Genomic DNA, 19,602 nt, shown 5'->3' on the forward strand with positions numbered 1-19,602 from the left:
GTTGATGAACTTATTTTCGGAGGTCAGCATTATGGCGAAAAAACGTTTAACGTGGGTGGATGCAGTAAAAGGATTCCTGATGGTGCTTGTTGTCATCGGGCATTATTCAGGGCCGATGCCTGTCGAATCCCCTTTGATCACATATATTTATTGGTTCCACATGCCGGCATTTTTCCTTTTGAGCGGTTTGTTCTTTAAACCGATAACCGATAATAGCCAATTAAAACCGGCTATCCATAAACGTTTTATGCAGCTAATGGTGCCTTATCTATTTTTCCTGCTGTTATTGACGTTCTTCAAATACGGCATGATGATAGGCGATGGCACCCTTACTTCAGCTTTCCTCAGACAAGACTTGATCGAATTGACTGTGGGCGGACGTTTTTTACGCGGTGAACACGGCGTCTTCTGGTTTGTTACGGTTATGTTCGCCACTTACTTGCTGTTTTTGTGGATTACACGCCAAAAGCGCTGGCTGCAGTTCACCATCTTGGCTGGCTGTTATATGGCCGCACAGCTGGAAGGATCATTCGCTATGGGGCTCGCTTCTGAACCAGACGCTGCCTCTGCCCAGATTCCAATGATTGGGAATCTGGACGTTGTGCTTATCGCCGTCGTCTATTTTGCAACCGGCTATTATTTCAAGGCATTTTGGATGAATATCCCGAAAGCCGCAATCGGCATTGCGGCGACAGTTGTTGCTTTAGCAATGGCCGCCGATGGCATCGGACTTATCAATTACCATTTAAGCCTGAAATTTTTGCGCTACGACCATTTCTTGCTGGATCTCATCATACCGATTGCGATGTCAGCTTTAATCGTCGGCATCTTCCAGCAGATGACAGCCATTAAAAGGCTGCCTTGGTTCGAGAAAATCGAAAAACATTCGATTTCAATCATGTATCTGCACATCTTCATCGGCTTTGTCGTCAAAGATATGCTTCCTTATAATATTTTGACCTACACATTAGCGGGATTATTCGTGCCGATTGTCTTGTCAATCCTGATTCCCAAGACGATTCCGCTCGGCGAAATCCTCATCGGCCGATTCAATCCGCACAAACATATGCACTTGAGCTGAAAAAAAGAGACAGAAAGCAGAGTATCTGCCATTCCGTCTCTTTTTTGTTGGAAAAGATTTAAACTATGCGGTCACAGCTTCGCATCCGCGAGCATTGCCGTGTACAAACCCCCGCTGTTGATCAAGTCCTGCTGCTGGCCGAACTCGACCAATTCACCCATTTCCATCACCAGCACCAAATCAGCCTGCCGCACTGTGTTCAAACGGTGCGCAATGACGAAGCTGGTTCGGCCGGCCATGAGATGTTCAAGAGCTTCCTGTATTTTCAGCTCTGTGACGGTATCGATGCTGCTCGTTGCCTCATCCAATAAAAGGATGACAGGATCTGCGATGAGCGCTCTCGCAATCGACAGCAATTGCTTCTGCCCTTGGCTGATCATCGAGCCGTCGCCTTTCAACACCGTGTCGTAGCCGAACGGCAATGCCTCGATAAAGTCATGGGCATTGCTCCTTTTCGCAGCCTCGACCACTTCTTCATCGGTTGCATCGAGGCGGCCATACCGAATATTTTCCCGCACCGTCTCTTCAAAAAGGAACGGGTCCTGCAGGACAAAAGCGATTTGTTTGCGGAGCGTTTCCCTCGGCATCGCTTCGATCGGTGTGCCATCAAGGCGTATCTGCCCTTCCGCCGTGTCATAGAAACGGGCAAGCAACTGCATAATCGTCGTTTTCCCCGCACCGGTCGCTCCGACCAATGCGGCAGTCTGGCCAACGCCGACGGCAAAGCTCACATTACGGATTGTCCAATCCTCTTCCGCACCTTCGTATTTGAAAGACACATCGTCAAATTCGACCAGCCCGCGCAGCTTCTTATCGGCATTCAAAACCGCTTCATCCTTTTCTTCCGTTTCTCCCATGATCGAAAACACTCGTTCCGCCCCTGCTATAGCCGACAGTACGGTATTGAACTGGTTTGCCAAGTCATTGAGCGGGCGCGTAAACTGGCGGGCATACTCAGTAAAGATGACAATGACCCCGATTGAAATCGATCCGTTAAGCGCAAGAATACCGCCCACGCCGGCGACAATCGCAAAACTGCCGTTGTTCAAAAAGTTCATCACTTTCGGAATGAACCCAGCATAAGTCCATGCCCAAAATCCTGTACGGCGAAGATTCTCACTTTTCACGAGAAACTCTTCCATCACGCGCGGTTCCTGTGAAAAGGCTTTGACGATTTTCTGCCCGGAAATCGATTCCTCGATCAAACCGTTCAATTCGCCGATGGCTTGCTGCTGCTCTTTGTAGAGACGGCCCGTGCGCTTCGTAATCCATTGCATCGAAACGTACATGAGGGGAATGATGATTAGCGTCAAAACCGTCAGCAGCGGGCTCAGCCACAGCATGACAATGATGGTACCCGTCAATGTCAGGATGCTTGAAAACACTTGGATAAATGTGCTGTTAAGCGTTGTCGACACATTCTCGATGTCATTCGTCATGCGGCTCATCAACTCGCCGTGCTGGCGTTTGTCGAAGAATGAGACCGGCAAACGCTGAAGATGCTCGAACAGCCTGGTGCGCATCCGGTAAATCACTCCTTGGGCAATCCCGACCATCCAATAGTTTTGCAGGTATAACGAGACAGAATGCCCGGTATAAACGGCAATGAGCCAGAAGATGACCGTTCCCATGCCGCTGAACGTCTGGGGGACGATGAATTCATCAATAATAAAACCGATCAGGTAAGGGCCTAGCAGCGCCAACGCTGAACTGACGAACACCAAAGCAAGCACTGCCACCAACAGGAGGCGATGTTCATCCACCAGTTTCCAGATGCGCAGCAGCGTGGATTGCCAATTCTCCGCACGCTCGGTTTTTTTGCTGTCTTTCTTTTTTAAGTCCTCTTTCTGGATTACCGGTTCGTAGCCGAAAGGACGCCGAATCGCCTCAAACATACTCGTCCACCTCCTGTTCTTGCTGTGAAAAGGCAATCTGCCGATAAAGTGAAGACGCCTTCAAGAGCTGTTCGTGTGTTCCATAAGCGGAAATTTCACCATCCTCCAAAAGCAGGATGCGGTCAGCTTTCATCGCTGTGCGGATTTTTTGTGTGACCATGAGCATCGTCGCATTTTCCCGTTCGAGCTCTTCCCACAGCGCCGCTTCCGTTTTCACATCAAGCGCGCTTGTGCTGTCATCCAAAATCAGCACCGATGGTTTGCGTACAAGTGCACGCGCAATCGACAAGCGCTGTTTTTGGCCGCCGGATAAATTGACGCCTTTTTGTCCGACACGCGTGTTATAGCCATCCGGAAAACGCATGATGGTATCGTGGATCTGGGCTTTAACAGCGGCGTTGGCAAGTTCACCTTGCTCAGACTGTTCTTTCCCCCACGACAAGTTGTCTGAAATGGTCCCCGTGAAAAGCATCGATTGCTGCGGCACGATGCCGATGGTTTTGCGCAATGTCCGCAGCTTCCATTTCTGCACGTCGCTGCCATGGATTTTCACAATGCCATCCTTAGCATCATAAAACCGGGGAATGAGCTGCAAAAGCGTCGATTTCCCCGACCCAGTCGCACCCATAATCGCCAGTTTTTCATTCGCTTCCAAGCTGAACGTGATATTCTTCAGCACCAATCGATCCGTTCCGGGATATGCAAATGACACGCCATCGAACTCGACAGCTCCGCGCTGCAGCATATTGTCTCCACCATTTTCATCTTTTTCACGCACGTCTTCCGCAAGCAGCACTTCTTCGATTCGCTCAGAAGAAGATTTCGCCCGCGCAAACGCCATAATGATGAACGAGAACATCGAGAAAGCGCCAGTCATACGCATGGCGTAGTTGACGATTGCCACCAGTTCGCCGATTTCAGCACTGCCTTGACGAATTTCAAAGGCGCCAAACCAAAGCACCGCTAATAACGACAAGTTCATGCCGAATAAAAGAATTGGCAAAATGATTTCCATGACGCGGAATGCTTTCACGGTATCGGTTTTCAGCGAATCGGCTACGCCCGAGAAACGATTCGATTCGTGTTTGCCGCGCAAATAAGCTTTGATCAGCCGGACAGCCTGTAAGTTTTCCTGAACCATCCGGTTAAGCTGATCGAGCCGCTGCTGAACAAAACTGAAATGCGAAACACCTTTTTTCACCATAATGTATAAAAACACCAACAGCAATGGAAAGATGACCACCAGATAAACCGCCAGCTGGGCGTTAACGACAAATGCCATGACGATGCTTCCAATAACGAGCAACGGCGCGCGCAGCATGATGCGCAAACTCATGAACAGCACCTGCTGGACTAAGTTGACATCGCTGGTCAGCCGCGTGATCAAGCCCGACGCCGGAAAGCGGTTGAACGTTGCCAGTGAAAAAGACTGTATCCGCCCGTAGACGGCCTTTCTCAAGTCGAACGAAAAGCTTTGCGATACGTGCGAAGCGAAATAGGAGTTCACCACACCTGACAAAAAGGCGATGACCGAAAGCCCCATCAATATGATTCCATATTCGATGATTTGATCGCGGTCCCCCGCCATGATGCCGTCGTCGATGATTTTTGCGATGACCAGCGGCTGCAAAAGCTCCACTGTCAGTTCAAGCAGCATAAGAGATAAGGCGATGGCGATTAAAAATTTATATGATTTGGCGTACGAAAAAACAGTTTTCACCCGCATAGCCTCCTTGAACATTTCGATACACGAACTTTTATCTTGTTATTATGACATAATTCTCTGACAACAGACAGTATATTTCCTTGAAAATAAAAAAAACGGCGCTTCTATAAAGCGCCGCTTCGTGACTTATCTGACTCTTCGTTTTTTCAGTTTAACATTGCCTGCCAGCGACAGGAATGTGACAAACACCAGCATGATGAGCGCTCCTGTAAGCTGGGTCGGTGCAAGTATCTGATGAAACCAGAAAGCTGAAATAATCATTGCCGTAAGCGGTTCCACCGCAGACAGCACACTCGTTTCCACTGGCGTGATAAAGCGCATGCTGCTTAGGAACAGGACAAACGCCAGCGTCCCTACAATAACCAAGGCAAGGAAAATCAAGAGCGCTTTTGGATCCATCAGGCTTCCCCAATCATCCGCAAGAAACACCGGATCCACAATCGCCAGGAACAGGCCGCCAATCAGCATCGACCATCCTACGACAAGAAGTACGCCCCATTCTTGCATCAATTGTGCTGGGTATAAGGTATAAAAAGAAAACGTCAGTCCTACTAAGATGCCCCAGAACAGCGCTTCGCCGCTGATGATCAGCTCATCCGGACGACCATTTGTCAAAAGCAGGAATAACCCTACCAGCGTTCCCACCATGCCGATCACCTGATAAAGCGGCGGCAATTTCTTTTGGCGCAGTGAAATGAATAGGATGATGTAAATCGGCCCCAAAAATTGAAGCAGCGTCGCGACGACTGCGTCACTGGCTGCAATGGCTGAAACAAATGTAAATTGCGCGCCAAGCATGCCGAAAATCGAGAACAGTACAAGTGGACGGATCCAAATGCGCCCTCTGAAAATCGATGTGACTTTCACTCCTTTCATTTTCACAAAAGCAAGCAGCATCACCCCCGCCAGCATCAGGCGCAGCGTGGACACAAAAGTAGGCGTCAAGCTGTACTCATGCATCATCCACTCCATCATCGGGCCGGTTGCTCCCCAAAATACCGAACCCGTGATGATCATTGCAATCCCTTTAATACGGTTCATGGCAAATCTTCCTTTCTACAGGAAAAACCAATCCCGGAAGATTGGTTTTCTGGTATTCGTTAAAAAGTGGTGGTCAGCATCAAGCCGCAATACGCGGCTGCGATAAAACCGATGCCGAACAGTACGGAAAATCCGGCAGGCAGGCTGCGTTTATAAGACAGCGGCACCATCACCAAACAAAGGAGTGCTATTCCAAGCAGCAGCAGGCCATTCAATGAAAAGGCCGGTGCTGCGCTGATTGGAATATACAGCGGACCCATGAACGCTTCGATAAACGGCGCCGCCCCTTCCGAGCGGAATGTATCATTGACATCGTGCGGAGGTGCTTGTTTGCTCATGAACGCGGTCATTGCCAGCGTTGCCAATAGCAAAATGCTTTCCGCTTTCAGCCATGCCTGTTGGTAAAGGCGTTTTTTATTCAAAAAGCCATTGATGGCTGCCGCCAGCAATAGCGGAAGGATGCTCAAATGTTTCAATAACAGCAATTGGCCGTAAGGCAGAACCCATGAACTGGCGTAATCAGCTGGCGCCACAAAGAACAGCATGATGACAAATCCACTGATTAACAGGATCGCGACACAGGCACTGGCAAATGGCGTGAACCACGCCAAGAATCGCTCCCATTGCCCACCCTTTGATAACCATGCTGTCTGCAGCAGCATTCCCGCCCAGAGCACCAACGCCAAAAAATGGATCGTATGGCCAACGAAACCGCTCCATAAATTCAAGGTCGAAGCGTGGCTGAAAAATCCGACAGCCAGAATTAATGCCAGCGTGTAGTACGCGGCCATGTATTTTGAGCCGTCGTAATAGATGGTGACGCCAAGGAGCAGCGAAATCAATGCGGTAATCACCCAGCCATGGCCGGTCCGGTAATCGAGCAGCACGGTAAAGAACGTCCCGAAACCGCCGTCCAAAAACACCAGCAATTCAATGACAGGGGCCAGCGAAAAAAGCACAATCCCGATTACGCTTAACATCAGCAGCCATCGCGGCTCACGGATTTCCGGCTTATGGGACTGAGGGATGAATTTCAACAACACCGAACTCGCGATAATGGAAAATGAGATATACAGCAAAAAATCAGCAATTGAAGTGAAAAAGATCATCGCTTCTTTTTGATCAGCAGGACAGAGCCGAACCCTATCAATACTGTAACAGCAATAATCAATAAAATTGTCAGAAGGCTGCCGCCTTCTTTCCCTTCATCCGCAGCAGCTTGCTGGTCTTCATCGGACTCGGCAGGCTCTGTTTGAGCCGCCTCTTCTTGTGCAGCTTCTCCTGTGGATTCTTCAGCAGGTTCTTCCGATGCTGTTTCTTCTGCAGGAGCCGCCTCCAAACTGAATAAAATTTCCCCTTCAATTGGATGGCCATCTTCACCTATAATTTTCCATGAAATTATGTATTGGCCATTCACTAACTCTTCATTGATTAAGCCTTTCATCACGTTTTCAGAAATTGAAATACCATCCAGCGCCACGTCTGTCTCAGGTCCTTTGAGCGTCATCATGCTGCCTTCTTCGATAATTGTGCCAAACACCAATTCAAGTTCCTCCGGGGTTTCAGCCAATTTCTCACCTTCTGCAGGGTTAGACGATGTCAATGCTGTATGGGCATGCGCCGTGAAAGGCATCCCGATCATTAGCAGCAACATTGCCACAATTATTTTCTTCATTGAGTTTCCCTCTTTTTCTTTATTTTTCATTTTTTCTTTCCCCATTCTCTCATGCTTGTTAAAATAAGCATAGTCATTGTATCTTATAAATAATCGCAGGGAATATTTTGAAAAGGATGACGATAGTCCTTTTCTTCTTTATAATGGAATTAGACTACGGAGAAGGAGCGTCATGGAATGAGTGAATTACAAGAACTGCTAGCGGATAACCTCGTTTTTAACCATATCCCTTTTCCCATTATCATTATGGACAAAGACGGACTTGTAGTATGGTGCAGCCGCCATGCAGAACGTGTTTTCCAAATCGAAACCAATACAATCAAAGGCCAACTTTATCCATATATGAACCCGGAGAGAGCCGCTCTTTATAAGCATTCCTGGGAAACGGTTATACATAGCAAAGAGCCGATACGGTTTGAAGATGTAGAAGTCGAATTAGGTGGCGGAACGCTGACGTATACAACCATCGTCACAAAAGCATTCACTGCTGATAATGAACAATTCATAATGGCGATTTTCGAAGTGGACGATGCTGACGAAGAAGGATCGGCAAACCGCGAATTGAACAGCTTGCGGAGCGGATTGGATAATTCGTTCATGTTGCTATATTTTGACGAGGAATTTTTGATCACTTACGCAAATCCTTTGTTTCTAAAACTCAGCAAATGGACGCCGAAACGGATTCTCGGCAAACCGATCTGGCAGATGTTCGGGGAAGAAAGCGCGGATGTCCGTTTTGTGGAAACGCTTGTGGCAACATTGAAGAGCGGAAATGTCTGGAACGGGCAGACGCGGAAAGTGAAGAAAGACGGCGAAGAATACTGGGTTGACCTGACTGCGATTCCGATGCAGATTAAAGGCGATGACACCTATTACATCTTCCTCGAAAAGGATATTACTGCTGCTAAGAAAGTGCAGCATCACTTGGAAGAAATTGCCTTCGTTGATCCCATCACTGGCTTAGAGAACCGCCATCGCTTAGAGCAAGTGGTCAACGAGTTTATCGAAGAGAAGAAAAATTTCTCGTTTGTCTATCTCGATATTGACCGTTTCTATACACTTCGCGATGTGTCGGACACCGATACTGAAAATGAATTGCTCATCGAATTCACGAAGCGCCTGCGCATGTATTTCTCAGATACCGTCATCACCCGCGCCGGGCTGCATGAATTCGCGTTGGTGACACCGCTCAGCAACTGGTTCATTGAAGGGTTCCTATATTACCTTCAGCAGCACCCGATCTACATTGACGGGCTGTCAATTCCGATGACCATCAGCGGCGCCATCACGCGCTATCCTGAAGATCAGCAATCGTTCGTGCACCTGATTAAAGCGTCTCACGCGACCATCAAAAAAGTCAAAGAACGCGGCGGCAGTGCCATCTCTGCGCTGACTTCGGATGACCATGAGCGCCTGAGCCGAAAATCATTGATTGAAAAACGCTTGATCCACGCGCTTGACCGCCATAATTTGCATTTGCTGTACCAGCCGCAAGTCAATTTGAAGACCGGAAAAGTGGAAAGTGTCGAAGCGCTCGTGCGATGGGAAGATTCCGAAATCGGCATTGTCACGCCGGATGAATTAATACCGATCGCCGAAGAAAATGGCATGATCAACGAAATCGGCCTTTACGTGCTTGAAACGGTTTGCACGCAGCTGAAAGACTGGCAGAATCGTGGAATCGATATGAAAGTCAGCATTAATACGTCCATCCGGGAATTCCGCGACAAGGACATGGCCAAGATCTTTCTTGAGCAGATCCAGCTAAATGGCTGTGATCCTGCTTCATTGGCGATTGAAATTACCGAACGGTTCGCTTTGGAAGCGGAAGCAGAACGGTCCATCGTCAAACAGATGCAGCAGCTGAACGCGGCTGGCATCTCCTTCTCACTCGATGATTTCGGCACAGGCTACGCCGCATTCCGCTATATGCTGATGCTGCCGATCACCAATTTGAAAATCGACCGTTCCATCATCAAGCACATCACTAAACAGGAAAAAATGCAGAAACTGATTAAAGGCATGATCCAATTTGGCAAGAGCTTGGATCTCCAAGTCACTGCGGAAGGCGTAGAAACCAACGAACAGCTGGAATTATTGCGCGCCATGGACTGCGATTTGATCCAAGGTTATATTTCCGGTTATCCGATGACAGCGGCAGACCTGGAAAAATGGCTTAAAGTTTCAGAAACGACGTAATATAAAAATAAAAAAATCGGCATGTCCCAGTCAATTCTGGGTCATGCCGATTTTCTTTTGGACGCGCTTGGCCATCACTTTGAAGACCATTTGCATCAATACTTCCGCGAACACCAACCCCATCGCGACAGCGCCTGAAATCATCAGCGCTTCAGAAGCGAAGGTTATGGCTTCCAGATAATTGTTCTCTACGATATTGCGCATGGCATTATATGCTTTGCTGCCCGGCACAAGCGGAATGATTCCTGCCACACTGAAAATGATCATGGGCATCTTGAATTTTTTCGCCAGCAGATGCGCAGCCAGCGCCACGCCGAATGCGCCAGCAAAGGTCGCCTGTACGGGGTCGTCGAGGAAAATGACGCCCGTCCGGTAAATCAGCCAGCCCGTCATACCGACCAGCCCGCAGCTGAACAATGTCCTTCTCGGCGTATTGAAAATAACGCCAAACGACGCTGCTGCCAGAAAACTTAAAAACGCTTCTAATGGCCAGTTCATCGTACCCCTCCTTTTAAAATGACAATACAAGCGCGATGCCCGCTCCAATGGCGAACGCTGTCAGAAATGCTTCCGCTCCTTTAGAGAGGCCCGAAACGAAATGCCCGGCCATCAGATCGCGGACGGCGTTAGTGATCAGCAGCCCCGGTACAAGCGGCATGATCGAGCCGATGATGATTGTGTCCAGATTTTTTCCAAAGCCGGAATGGACGGCCAACAGCGCGAATACGCCGATGGCCAACGCTCCGACAAACTCGGCAAAAAATTTCACTCGCGTTTTCTCTAAAATCGTTTCTACTATGATAAAGCCCGTACCGCCGAAAACAAAAGCGAACGGCAAATCACTCCAACTGCCGCCCAGCAGGATCAAAAAACATCCACTCGCCGTCGCTGCTGCCAGAATCTGAAGCCATATATTGAACATATAATTAGTTCGGTCGATTATTTTCAATTCTTCGTATGCCTCTGCCAGCGCCAATTCACCAGCCACCAATTTCCTAGAAACCGAATTCACCAGCGCAACACGCTCCAGATCGGTGCGGCGGCTGTTGATGCGCACAAAGCGCGTCGCCAGTTCATCACTCGGAGAAAACATGATGCCCGTAGGCGTGACAAAACAATGGGAGTCTGTCATTTTCTGTGATATGGCCATGCGGATCATCGTATCTTCAACGCGGTAAGTTTCCGCGCCATTCTCCATCAATAGCTTGCCGGCCAACAGAAAACAATCGAGGGCAAGCTCGCGTCTAGTTTCAACTATTTGTGTCACAGGCTCTCCCCCTTCTGTATTATTCCTCATGATAACGCATCCGGACAAAAATTAAAACGCTCCGCCTAGGCGGAGCGTTTTTTTAGATTATTAGGAAAATCCTGACAACTCTTTTCATTTCGCTCTAGGCGGACGCTTTCCGCGGGCACGGCTTCAGCCGCTTCCCTCACTACGAAAACCGTTGCTCCTATCCCTGTCCCTGCAACGCTTCGCTAGCTTCGGGACATGGAAGTGCGTTGCAGCGCTATACGCTTCGTCGCAAACAAGTTGGGCAAAAAAACTTTTTGCCAACTTGTTCGCCGCCTTCCGCTCCATTCAAAGGTGTTTCTTAATAGTGAAGCATTTCTTTGAATGAAGAAAACGAAAGATATAACTTCTGCAGTTTCTTTCCAATCTCCAGATATGTAGCAAAACAGCTCCGACTCCCGCGGGAGCAGCGAAGCGATGAAGTGCCGAAATCCACTCGAGCGCTAGCACGAGTGGATTTCGGCGCAAGCCCGCAGGAAAGCGGTGCTGTTTTGTGGAATATCGATGTCGATGCCTGACTTGACATTGGATTTTAATTTAGTGTTTTCTGTTAGCTATATATCAAGGTTTCAGGATGACTTTCGTGCAGTCGTCTGTGTGGTCATTGAAAATCTGATAAGCATCCGCTGCCTTTTCAAGCGGCATGATATGCGAAATGATTTCACGCGGATCGAATTCACCATTCTCAATTTTTTCGTACAGCATCGGCATCAAATGAATGACGGGTGCCTGCCCCATCTTCATTGTAACGTTGCGCTCAAAGATATTGCCCAGTGGAAACTGGTTGTACTTCAACCCATAGACGCCTGTCAGTTGGATCGTACCGAATTTGGCAACTGCGTCTTTTGCGATATCAATCGCACTTAGCGTGCCGCCTTGAAGCATCAACTTCTGCTGGATTGCTTCTGCCGCCGATTTTTTGCCGTCCATTCCGACGCAATCGATGACTACTTGTGCGCCTCCGCTCGTCAGATCATGGATATGCGCACCCATATTATCGTATTGGCTAAAATCGAACACTTCAACGTTGTTCATGCGTTTCGCTTTTTCCATTCGGTATGGAATTTCATCAACCGCGATGACGCGTTTAGCGCCTTTCATCCACGCGAATTTCTGGGTCATCAAGCCGATTGGCCCGCAGCCCAGAACAACTACCGTATCTCCCTGCTTTACGCCGGCATTTTCAACACTCCACCAAGCGGTCGGCAGGACGTCAGAAAGGAAAAGCACCGATTCATCTTCAAGCTCGGAAGATTCCGGAATGACAAACGGCATGAAGTTGCCGTACGGCACACGCAGGTATTCGGCCTGTCCGCCGGAATAATCGCCGTAGCGTTCAGTAAATCCGAAATAGCCGCCCGTATCGAAATGAGGATTGCCATTTGAATTGTCGCATTGGCTCTCCATGTCATGATCGCAATAGAAGCACTGCCCGCAGCTGACGTTAAATGGCAGTACGATGCGATCGCCTTTTTTCACTTTTGTCACTTCGGGCCCAACTTCTTCGACAATGCCCATCGGTTCATGGCCAATGACGTAATCTTTTCGCGCTGGCAAGGCTCCTTGATAAATATGCAAATCCGAACCACAAATAGCAGAAGAAGTGATTTTGACAACGATATCGTCTTTCTTCTCAATTTCAGGATCCTTGACTTTTTTTACTTTAATGTCTTTGACTCCTTGAAAAGTTACTGCTTTCATCTTATCGCCTCCATAGTTTTCAGAATACTCTACTACTTCCCTGATTTGATGAATAAAAAACCGCACATCCGGAATTTCCGGATGTGCGGACGGCTAATAGGCCAATGTGTCTTTCAATTCATAGGTTTCGAGATTGTAGCTTTTCACTTCGCTATTGGCTACAGTGTAAAGATTGTCACCGCTGTAAAGTATGCGCTGCACGCTTTTAGCCCAATCTTCGAACTGCATATCGGACTGCGCTATCAAATTGGCCGCTTCTGTGATGCCGTCGGGAGTTATATTGTAAATCATTGCCCCCTCACCTTCGAACTCCACATACTTGCCATCTGTTTCGCCATACATTGCCAGCGGAAAACCGTAAAGGCTCTTTTCGGGATGGATGAACAGCGCTTTGTGGTCGTATTGCAGCTGGGAATAGGTTCCCGGACCCCCTATGATTTCATTGTCTTTTTCCCGGGGATTTGAGAAATCGCTGATATCAAACAATGAAATTTTCATTCCCCCGGTTACTATCCGCGGTTCGCCGCTCTTCACCGGCTCCAGCTTCGTATCTGCGCCAAAACCGATTAAGTGGTTTTCATCCAATGGATGAAGATAATTCGAGAATCCGGGAATTTTCAATTCTCCCAGCACTTTCGGCGCGGATGGAGCGGATACATCGATGACAAACAATGGATCGGTTTCTTTAAACGTCACCATATATGCTTTATCCCCGATAAACCGGGCTGAGTAGATCCGCTCTCCTTTTGCCAAATCTTCCACTGCGCCAACTTGTTTCATGCCAGCATCCAGTACGAACAGATGGTTTTTCGAGGGTTCATTGACATTCCACGCAAATCCTTCCGTTGTTGCTATACGGAAATAGCCATTGTGCTCATCCATTGAAAACTGGTTTAAGAGTGAACCCGTCACTTCGCTAGAGGCTAAAAATTGGACCTCTGTTTCTTCCAATGCAAATTTGAAAATTTCGGTATTTGCCGTCTGCGGCATCCAGATCGCTATATCGGCATCGCTGTCGGTCACTGTGCCGTCTTCGCTGGCTGCCGGAATATAAGCGGCTGCCGTCAAATAGAGATGGTCTTTCGACATATACAACTGCTCGCTGCCTCCTAAAAATCCTTTTGTGCTAATGTCGTTTTGGGAAGGCTCCGCCAAATCGACGGCTGATATGACACTATAGCTGCCCTCCATTGTCCCTGGCAAGATGGAAAGGCTGTCGTAAGGCACCGGTGTGAGCGTGCCGCCATTTTTCGAATCATAGGTATGGGGACGCAATTCCGTCTCATTTTGCTGTTCCATAATCCAGAAATCCGGATAGACATTGGTGACATAGTATAAGACATTGTCAGCCAGCCGTGCGCCGTTCAAATTCCCCTCTGTCCCGAATTCTCTCAGCAATTCCGGCGATGTCGGATTATCAATGTCGTAAAGGTGGACGGTTGTCATTCCCATATGCGGAAAGTACTCCCGTTCCATGCCATCCATCGGCATAATTGAATACTTGCTGCCGATCACAACAAGAACGCCATCGTTCAAGAACAATTGCTGCGGATATATTTCTTCTTCGAAAACCAGTTCATCCGCCACGGCCAATTCGTCCGGATTTCGGACATCTGTAATAATAACGCGATTTTCGCTGATTGAATAAATGAACGATCCATCGGTTTTCACGAGATCAGCTTCATCTACACCTTCAACTTGTTTATTGGTGGTTGAGTAATCGCCGCCATTCCCGGCCTCTCCGCTGGATTCACCGCTGCCGCTGTCTGCAGACTCTTCTGTGGCGCCGCTTTTATCTGTGAAAATGCCAGCTTCTTCATTGCTTTGCTGCAAAGCCAATACCTGGTCGAAATACGCCTTTAGCTCTTCAGCGTCCGTCAATGTCTGGATTTCTTCCTGAACAGAAAAAGTGAGCTCTTTTCGATCAAGTGATTTGAAAAAGCTTCCTTTGATTGCTGATTCTTTGATGTGAAGCTCGTATTGCCCCACCGGAAGCTGCGGCATTTCAATAGTTTTGCCGTTTGGCCGCAATTCCATTGAAGTTTCCACTCGATTCCCTTCCGCATCCGTCAGATAAATGTCGCCTTTTTCAATCGCATCCCTTTGGACTGTGGATGAGAAATTCGCGCGCCATCCTTGCTCAGTCAAGGCGATTGCGGGTGCGTTGACAGTCACTTTGTCGAACATCAAAACTCCTGCAATTGCGATGCCTGCAAGCAACACTGCTGCCACTAGCCATATCCCTTTCTTCTTCATTACCGACCCCGCCTTTCAAGGCTTCTTTTCCAATTAGACACTAGCCACAGAAAAAAGTTACAGATTTTCCCGGAACTTTTTTACAGCCTTTTGGAATGTCTCGATAAACTGCTCATTCGCGCAATCCGTGTTCCCACCGCCTTGAACAAATCCTGAATTTCCGCCGCCTTTGCCATCCGTCAATGCCAATAGCTCTTCCAGCACTTCCCGCATATCTCCTTGTGCCTCTTCCCCTTTCGCACAGACAAATCGCACGCCTTTACCTTCTACCGACAAAAGGAGTGAATAAGCCTCTTTTTCACGAGCCGCAACTAAACGCGCCAATTGCTGGAGTTCTTTTACCGGGCGGTTATAAAATATACGTTCTGCAGTTGCCGTATTTGCCGTTGCCTGAATGCCACCGGCTTCTGCTACCAATAATTTTGAACGTGTGTCTTTTAATTCTTTTTCGATTCCCGTCTTTTCTTCAAGCAGCGCATCAGCCGCAGCCGGCAAATCCTTCAACGGGGAATTCAGCTGGCGCACCAGTTCATCAGTGGTTTCAATCAACAGGTTGAAATGGCTGAATGCCCGGCCACCGCATAAAAAATAAACCCGTGTTCCGCCTTTTGCCTTCTCCACAGTAATGATTTTGATGACGCCAATGTCAGCGGTATTTTTAGGATGGGTACCTCCACAGGCATTTAGGTCGACCCCTTCAATTTTTACGAGCCGAATGTCCCCTTCCACCACAGGCGGTTTTCTTAACGGCAGGGATTTCGCCTGCTCATCCGACACCCATTCTGTCGTAATCGGCAGATGGCGGCGAATGACTCTATTGGCCGCAGCTTCCGCAGCCGACAGAACTTCCGGTGGAATTCCAGCGGTGTCCAAATCAATGGACACCCGCTCCACACCAAGATGAAAGCTTGTCGTATGCAAATTAAACTTGTCAGCAAACACGGCACTCAGTACGTGCTGGCCAGCATGCTGCTGCATATGGTCAAAGCGCCTATTCCAGTCGAGCTGCGCCGGATATTCCCCGTTGCCGAGCGGCATATTCGTGTAATGCCGGATTTCCTCTTGAAAAGTTTGAACGTCCAGTACTGCAGCCTCGCCAATGGAGCCGGTGTCTGCAGGCTGTCCGCCGCCTTCCGGATAGAATATCGTTTGGTTTGTTAGTATGTATTGCCCTTTTTTGTCCTGTCCCGATCCAATCACTTCCACTTTGGCCAGCGCAATTTCCGGGTCGCCATAATACATTTTCAATGTCATTATCGTTCCTTCTTTCCGCTTTTTCAGTATGCAGCCCTCTGTTGTTTAGGGATCTCCGTTTAGTGGAAATAAATAATTACAAGAGAATTTAGGAGGTAGCAAGCATGCCGAGATTTGAACGTTCCATATTATTGTATAACGGCGCGGCTGGAGCGGCAACGACCGACACGGTAATCCCTTTGACTGTTCCGGCTCTCGCGCGGGCGTCAAAGCATCTTGAGCTGATCCAAACTGCGTCACCAGAAGAATTCGAAGCTGCATGCCGCAATTCCTGCAACAACGCCGATGCGCTTTTTGTTGCAGGAGGAGACGGCACCGTACACATTGCGGTACAAGTGCTTTCCACCATGGATGCTCCTCCAGTGCTCGGAATCCTTCCAAGCGGAACGTGCAATGATTTTGCCCGAACGCTGGAGATTCCATTGTTGCTTGACCAAGCGGCTGAAGCTTTGGCCGCTGGAGATATTCAGGACATCGACACGGCACAAGTCAACGATCGGATTTTCCTTAATTTCGCCGGACTCGGATTGATTACGGATACGTCATTGAACATCGACCCTGCGTTAAAAGAACGCTACGGCAAATTAAGTTATTTCATGAGCGCTTTGCAAACCATGCGCCAATCAATCCCTTTTCCAATCCATTTGGAAATCGATGGCGTGCAATCCTTGGAAGAAGGAGTCGCTGCGTTGATTATGAACGGAAAATCCATCGGCACCCATATGCTTCCGATGGATTCGATTAGCCCTTCTGACGGCCTGCTTGATGTCTTCATTGTCCAATCATCGACGATTACCGCGATCCGGGAATGGTTTTCACTCGCTAAACCTGACGTGACGCCCGACGAATTGGAACACATAACCCATTTCCAAGGACAGCACATCAAAATATGGACAGATGAAGAAAAAGAAGTCGACACGGATGGAGAAATCTACTTGAAGACTCCACTTGACATTCAAATCCAGCCGAAGAAACTCAAAATGCTGGTGCCAAAACCCGCATTTGACAGTATTCCTGAATAATCCCCCAGCCAGAAAAAAGAGCCGCAAGCAACTGTCATGGAAAAATGACAGTGCTGGCGGCTTTTTTTATTCTTCAAATGGCCATTGCGGCAGCATGTGATTCAATTTCTTATCCTGGCGGTTGCCGAGCACATAATCCGCTTGCATGAGCGTATGGATTTCACGCGTTCCTTCATAAATGACCGGTGCTTTCGAGTTCCGCAAGAAGCGGGCAACCGGATATTCATCCGTATAGCCGTAAGCGCCGTGGATCTGGACAGCATCATCTGCCGCTTTATTGGCAAAATCGCAAGCCTGCCATTTCGCTAGAGACGTTTCCCGCGTGTTGCGCTTCCCTTGGTTTTTCATCTCGCCCGCCCGGTATACGAGCAGCCTGCTCATTTGATAACCCGCTTCCATATTGGCAAGCATCTGCTGGACAAGCTGGTGTTCGCCAATCGGTTTGCCGAATGTCGAGCGGGTATGGCAATACTTGACGCTTTCTTCTATACACGCCATCAGCAAACCACATGCACCCGCAGCAACGGTAAAGCGGCCGTTATCAAGTGCAGACATGGCGATTTTAAAGCCCTCGCCTTCTTGTCCTAATAGATTTTCCACCGGCACCCGCAAATCATCAAAGAATAATTCGCCGGTATTGCCCGAGCGGATGCCGTACTTTCCTTTTAGCGCTTTTGAAGAAAACCCTTCCCAAGTCCGCTCGACGATAAATGCACTGATTCCTTTATGCTTTTTCTCTTTGTCGGTATAAGCGAAAATGATAAAATGGTCCGCAACGTCGCATAACGAAATCCAGGTTTTCTGACCATTCAAAATATAATACTCGCCGTCCCTCACCGCTGTCGAAGCCAAAGCTACGACATCTGAGCCTGCGCCCGGTTCTGTCAGGCCGAATGCTCCAATTTTTTCACCTTTTGCTTGGGGAACGAGGTATTGCTGTTTCTGCTGCTCGGTCCCCCATTGCAAAAGGGACATCGAATTGAGGCCCGTATGGACGGAAACCGCTGTCCGGAAAGCCGTGTCTCCTCTTTCTAATTCTTCACAAATAATCGCCAACGAATTATAATCCATTCCGCTGCCGCCGTATTTTTCAGGTATGCATACACCCATTAGGCCCATATCTTTCAGCCGGATCCAGATGGCCGGATCAAAAGCTCCGGCCGCATCCCATCCGGCTATATGCGGAATGATTTCTTCATCGACAAATTGCCTGACTGTTTTCCGAAGCAGCTGATGTTCTTGAGTGAATTCGAAATCCATAGCCGTTCCCCCCTGTGCCGTTTTTTAATTCTGATACGCGGAACGATGCACTGTTTCTTTGATGAGAACTCCGCGCTTCGCCATTTCCGCAATGTATTCATCGCCTGGCACGATCAATTCAGGCGGATAAGAACCTCGCTTATCGATGAGGCCGCTGCCAATCATCTGCGCCACAACTGAAATCGTATAAGCAGTCGCCCGCGCCATAGCGGTCACACCCACATCTTCCCGAACTGTAATCATATTGTATTCATAGGTCAGCCCTTCACCTTCTTTGGTACCCGAAACCAAGACGCGCAATAAAACAGCATCCTGTTTATCGCCAAGTTCAGTGAGCGGCTTCAGCACTTCACGCAAAACGTCGCGCGGCTTCACGGCTAGCCCGTTCACCTTAACCGTTTTTTCACGATCCGTGAATCCAAGGTCGACAAGGGTTTGAAACTTTTCGGCATGCCCTTTATAGCGAACCGTTTTATACTCTAATGTATCAACGTCACTGAACGTGTCGATAAGCGTTGATGTTCCGCCAGATGTATGGAAGGCTTCAAGTTCCACGAAATCCTCGAATTGTACAAATTCGATTTCCGACAGCGAAGCGACTTCCTGTTCACGCCCTTCGCGGATGACAACCGACGGGTCCGTATAATGATCGAATACGCCCTCCAATGAAAAAACATGATTGTACATTAAAGGCGGTTCGGGTTTCACCGGTATTCCGCCAACAAAAATCCGGATTTCATGGACTTGATCCAACTTTTCGGCTCCATGGCCAACCAATATATTCATCATGCCCGGAGCCACGCCCAAATCTGGAATGAGTGTCACGCCCCGCTGCTCCGCTTGTTCGTGCATCGACAAAACAGCGTCGGTAGCTCCGCCGATATGGCCGCCAAGGTCCACCGAATGGACTCCGCATTGCATAGCAAGGCGGGCCACTTTTTCGTTGAATGTATAAAACAATGCGTTGATGACAACGTCAGCCTGAGCCATGATATCCAAGAGCTGCTGGTCGTCATGAGCATCTAAATAATGCACCTCGATTTTATCGCTGCCTAGCTGTTGTTTGAACAGCTCAGCCTGCGCTGGATGAAGATCCGCCAGAAACACTTTTTCCACCTCGCTGTTGGCAGCCAAGTCCCCTGCTGCTTGCTTACCCATCAATCCTGCACCCAATACCGCGATTTTCATGCCGACGCCT

15 protein-coding genes are annotated in these 19,602 nt (G+C 48.5%); 3 read left to right on the forward strand and 12 right to left on the reverse strand.

Going from position 1 to position 19,602, the window contains the following annotated elements; translation table 11 throughout:
- Positions 1-31: 31 nt before the first annotated feature.
- Entirely contained in the window at positions 32-1,081 is a 1,050-nt protein-coding gene (locus AC4EHB_RS07900; RefSeq protein ID WP_490981148.1) for an acyltransferase family protein, read from the forward strand.
- Between the two features lie 71 nt (positions 1,082-1,152).
- Here AC4EHB_RS07900 and AC4EHB_RS07905 read toward each other — a convergent pair whose 3' ends face one another.
- The 5 genes from AC4EHB_RS07905 to AC4EHB_RS07925 all read right to left on the reverse strand — a co-directional run bounded on the left by AC4EHB_RS07905 (position 1,153) and on the right by AC4EHB_RS07925 (position 7,418).
- Complete coding sequence (locus AC4EHB_RS07905) at positions 1,153-2,976, reverse strand: ABC transporter ATP-binding protein (RefSeq protein WP_490975021.1); 1,824 nt, start codon at positions 2,974-2,976, stop codon at positions 1,153-1,155.
- Positions 2,969-4,696 (reverse strand): ABC transporter ATP-binding protein, encoded by a 1,728-nt coding sequence (locus AC4EHB_RS07910; RefSeq protein ID WP_490981149.1) that lies wholly within the window; start codon positions 4,694-4,696, stop codon positions 2,969-2,971. The genes AC4EHB_RS07905 and AC4EHB_RS07910 overlap by 8 nt, the downstream gene beginning before the upstream one ends.
- Positions 4,697-4,828: 132 nt before the next feature.
- On the reverse strand, positions 4,829-5,743 hold the full coding sequence (locus tag AC4EHB_RS07915) for a DMT family transporter (RefSeq protein ID WP_490981150.1): 915 nt from the start codon (positions 5,741-5,743) through the stop codon (positions 4,829-4,831).
- Positions 5,744-5,802: 59 nt separating this feature from the next.
- The gene (locus AC4EHB_RS07920; protein WP_490981502.1) at positions 5,803-6,786 is read right to left on the reverse strand and encodes a copper resistance D family protein; all 984 of its coding nucleotides are present in this window, start codon (positions 6,784-6,786) and stop codon (positions 5,803-5,805) included.
- 62 nt (positions 6,787-6,848) lie between these two features.
- Positions 6,849-7,418 (reverse strand): copper resistance CopC family protein, encoded by a 570-nt coding sequence (locus AC4EHB_RS07925; RefSeq protein ID WP_490981151.1) that lies wholly within the window; start codon positions 7,416-7,418, stop codon positions 6,849-6,851.
- Between the two features lie 177 nt (positions 7,419-7,595).
- Between AC4EHB_RS07925 and AC4EHB_RS07930 the strand changes: the two genes are divergently transcribed.
- On the forward strand, positions 7,596-9,617 hold the full coding sequence (locus AC4EHB_RS07930) for a sensor domain-containing protein (protein ID WP_490981152.1): 2,022 nt from the start codon (positions 7,596-7,598) through the stop codon (positions 9,615-9,617).
- Positions 9,618-9,647: 30 nt separating this feature from the next.
- Here AC4EHB_RS07930 and AC4EHB_RS07935 read toward each other — a convergent pair whose 3' ends face one another.
- The 5 genes from AC4EHB_RS07935 to AC4EHB_RS07955 form a co-directional block, all read right to left on the reverse strand.
- The gene (locus tag AC4EHB_RS07935) at positions 9,648-10,115 is read right to left on the reverse strand and encodes a threonine/serine exporter family protein (protein WP_490975027.1); all 468 of its coding nucleotides are present in this window, start codon (positions 10,113-10,115) and stop codon (positions 9,648-9,650) included.
- 13 nt (positions 10,116-10,128) lie between these two features.
- Positions 10,129-10,914: a threonine/serine exporter family protein gene (locus AC4EHB_RS07940; protein ID WP_490975028.1), complete on the reverse strand. Its 786-nt coding sequence runs from the start codon at positions 10,912-10,914 to the stop codon at positions 10,129-10,131.
- A 558-nt stretch (positions 10,915-11,472) separates the two neighbouring features.
- Entirely contained in the window at positions 11,473-12,612 is a 1,140-nt protein-coding gene (locus AC4EHB_RS07945; RefSeq protein WP_490975029.1) for a zinc-dependent alcohol dehydrogenase, read from the reverse strand.
- A gap of 93 nt (positions 12,613-12,705) precedes the next feature.
- Positions 12,706-14,868 carry a beta-propeller domain-containing protein gene (locus AC4EHB_RS07950; protein ID WP_490981153.1) on the reverse strand — a complete coding sequence of 721 codons (2,163 nt, stop codon included), beginning with the start codon at positions 14,866-14,868 and terminating at the stop codon, positions 12,706-12,708.
- Between the two features lie 57 nt (positions 14,869-14,925).
- Positions 14,926-16,122, reverse strand: coding sequence for an alanyl-tRNA editing protein (locus AC4EHB_RS07955; protein ID WP_490981154.1), 1,197 nt, complete (start codon positions 16,120-16,122; stop codon positions 14,926-14,928).
- Between the two features lie 104 nt (positions 16,123-16,226).
- Here AC4EHB_RS07955 and AC4EHB_RS07960 point away from each other — a divergent pair, with 104 nt between their 5' ends.
- Positions 16,227-17,144 (forward strand): diacylglycerol/lipid kinase family protein, encoded by a 918-nt coding sequence (locus AC4EHB_RS07960; protein WP_490981155.1) that lies wholly within the window; start codon positions 16,227-16,229, stop codon positions 17,142-17,144.
- 66 nt (positions 17,145-17,210) lie between these two features.
- Here the strand turns inward: AC4EHB_RS07960 and AC4EHB_RS07965 are convergent, their stop codons facing one another.
- Together AC4EHB_RS07965 and AC4EHB_RS07970 are read right to left on the reverse strand one after the other, a co-directional pair.
- Positions 17,211-18,404 (reverse strand): acyl-CoA dehydrogenase family protein, encoded by a 1,194-nt coding sequence (locus AC4EHB_RS07965; protein WP_490981156.1) that lies wholly within the window; start codon positions 18,402-18,404, stop codon positions 17,211-17,213.
- A 24-nt stretch (positions 18,405-18,428) separates the two neighbouring features.
- Positions 18,429-19,592, reverse strand: coding sequence for a saccharopine dehydrogenase family protein (locus AC4EHB_RS07970; RefSeq protein ID WP_490981157.1), 1,164 nt, complete (start codon positions 19,590-19,592; stop codon positions 18,429-18,431).
- Between the last annotated feature and the right edge of the window lie 10 nt (positions 19,593-19,602).

This window comes from Planococcus sp. TJ-302 (assembly GCF_058268455.1).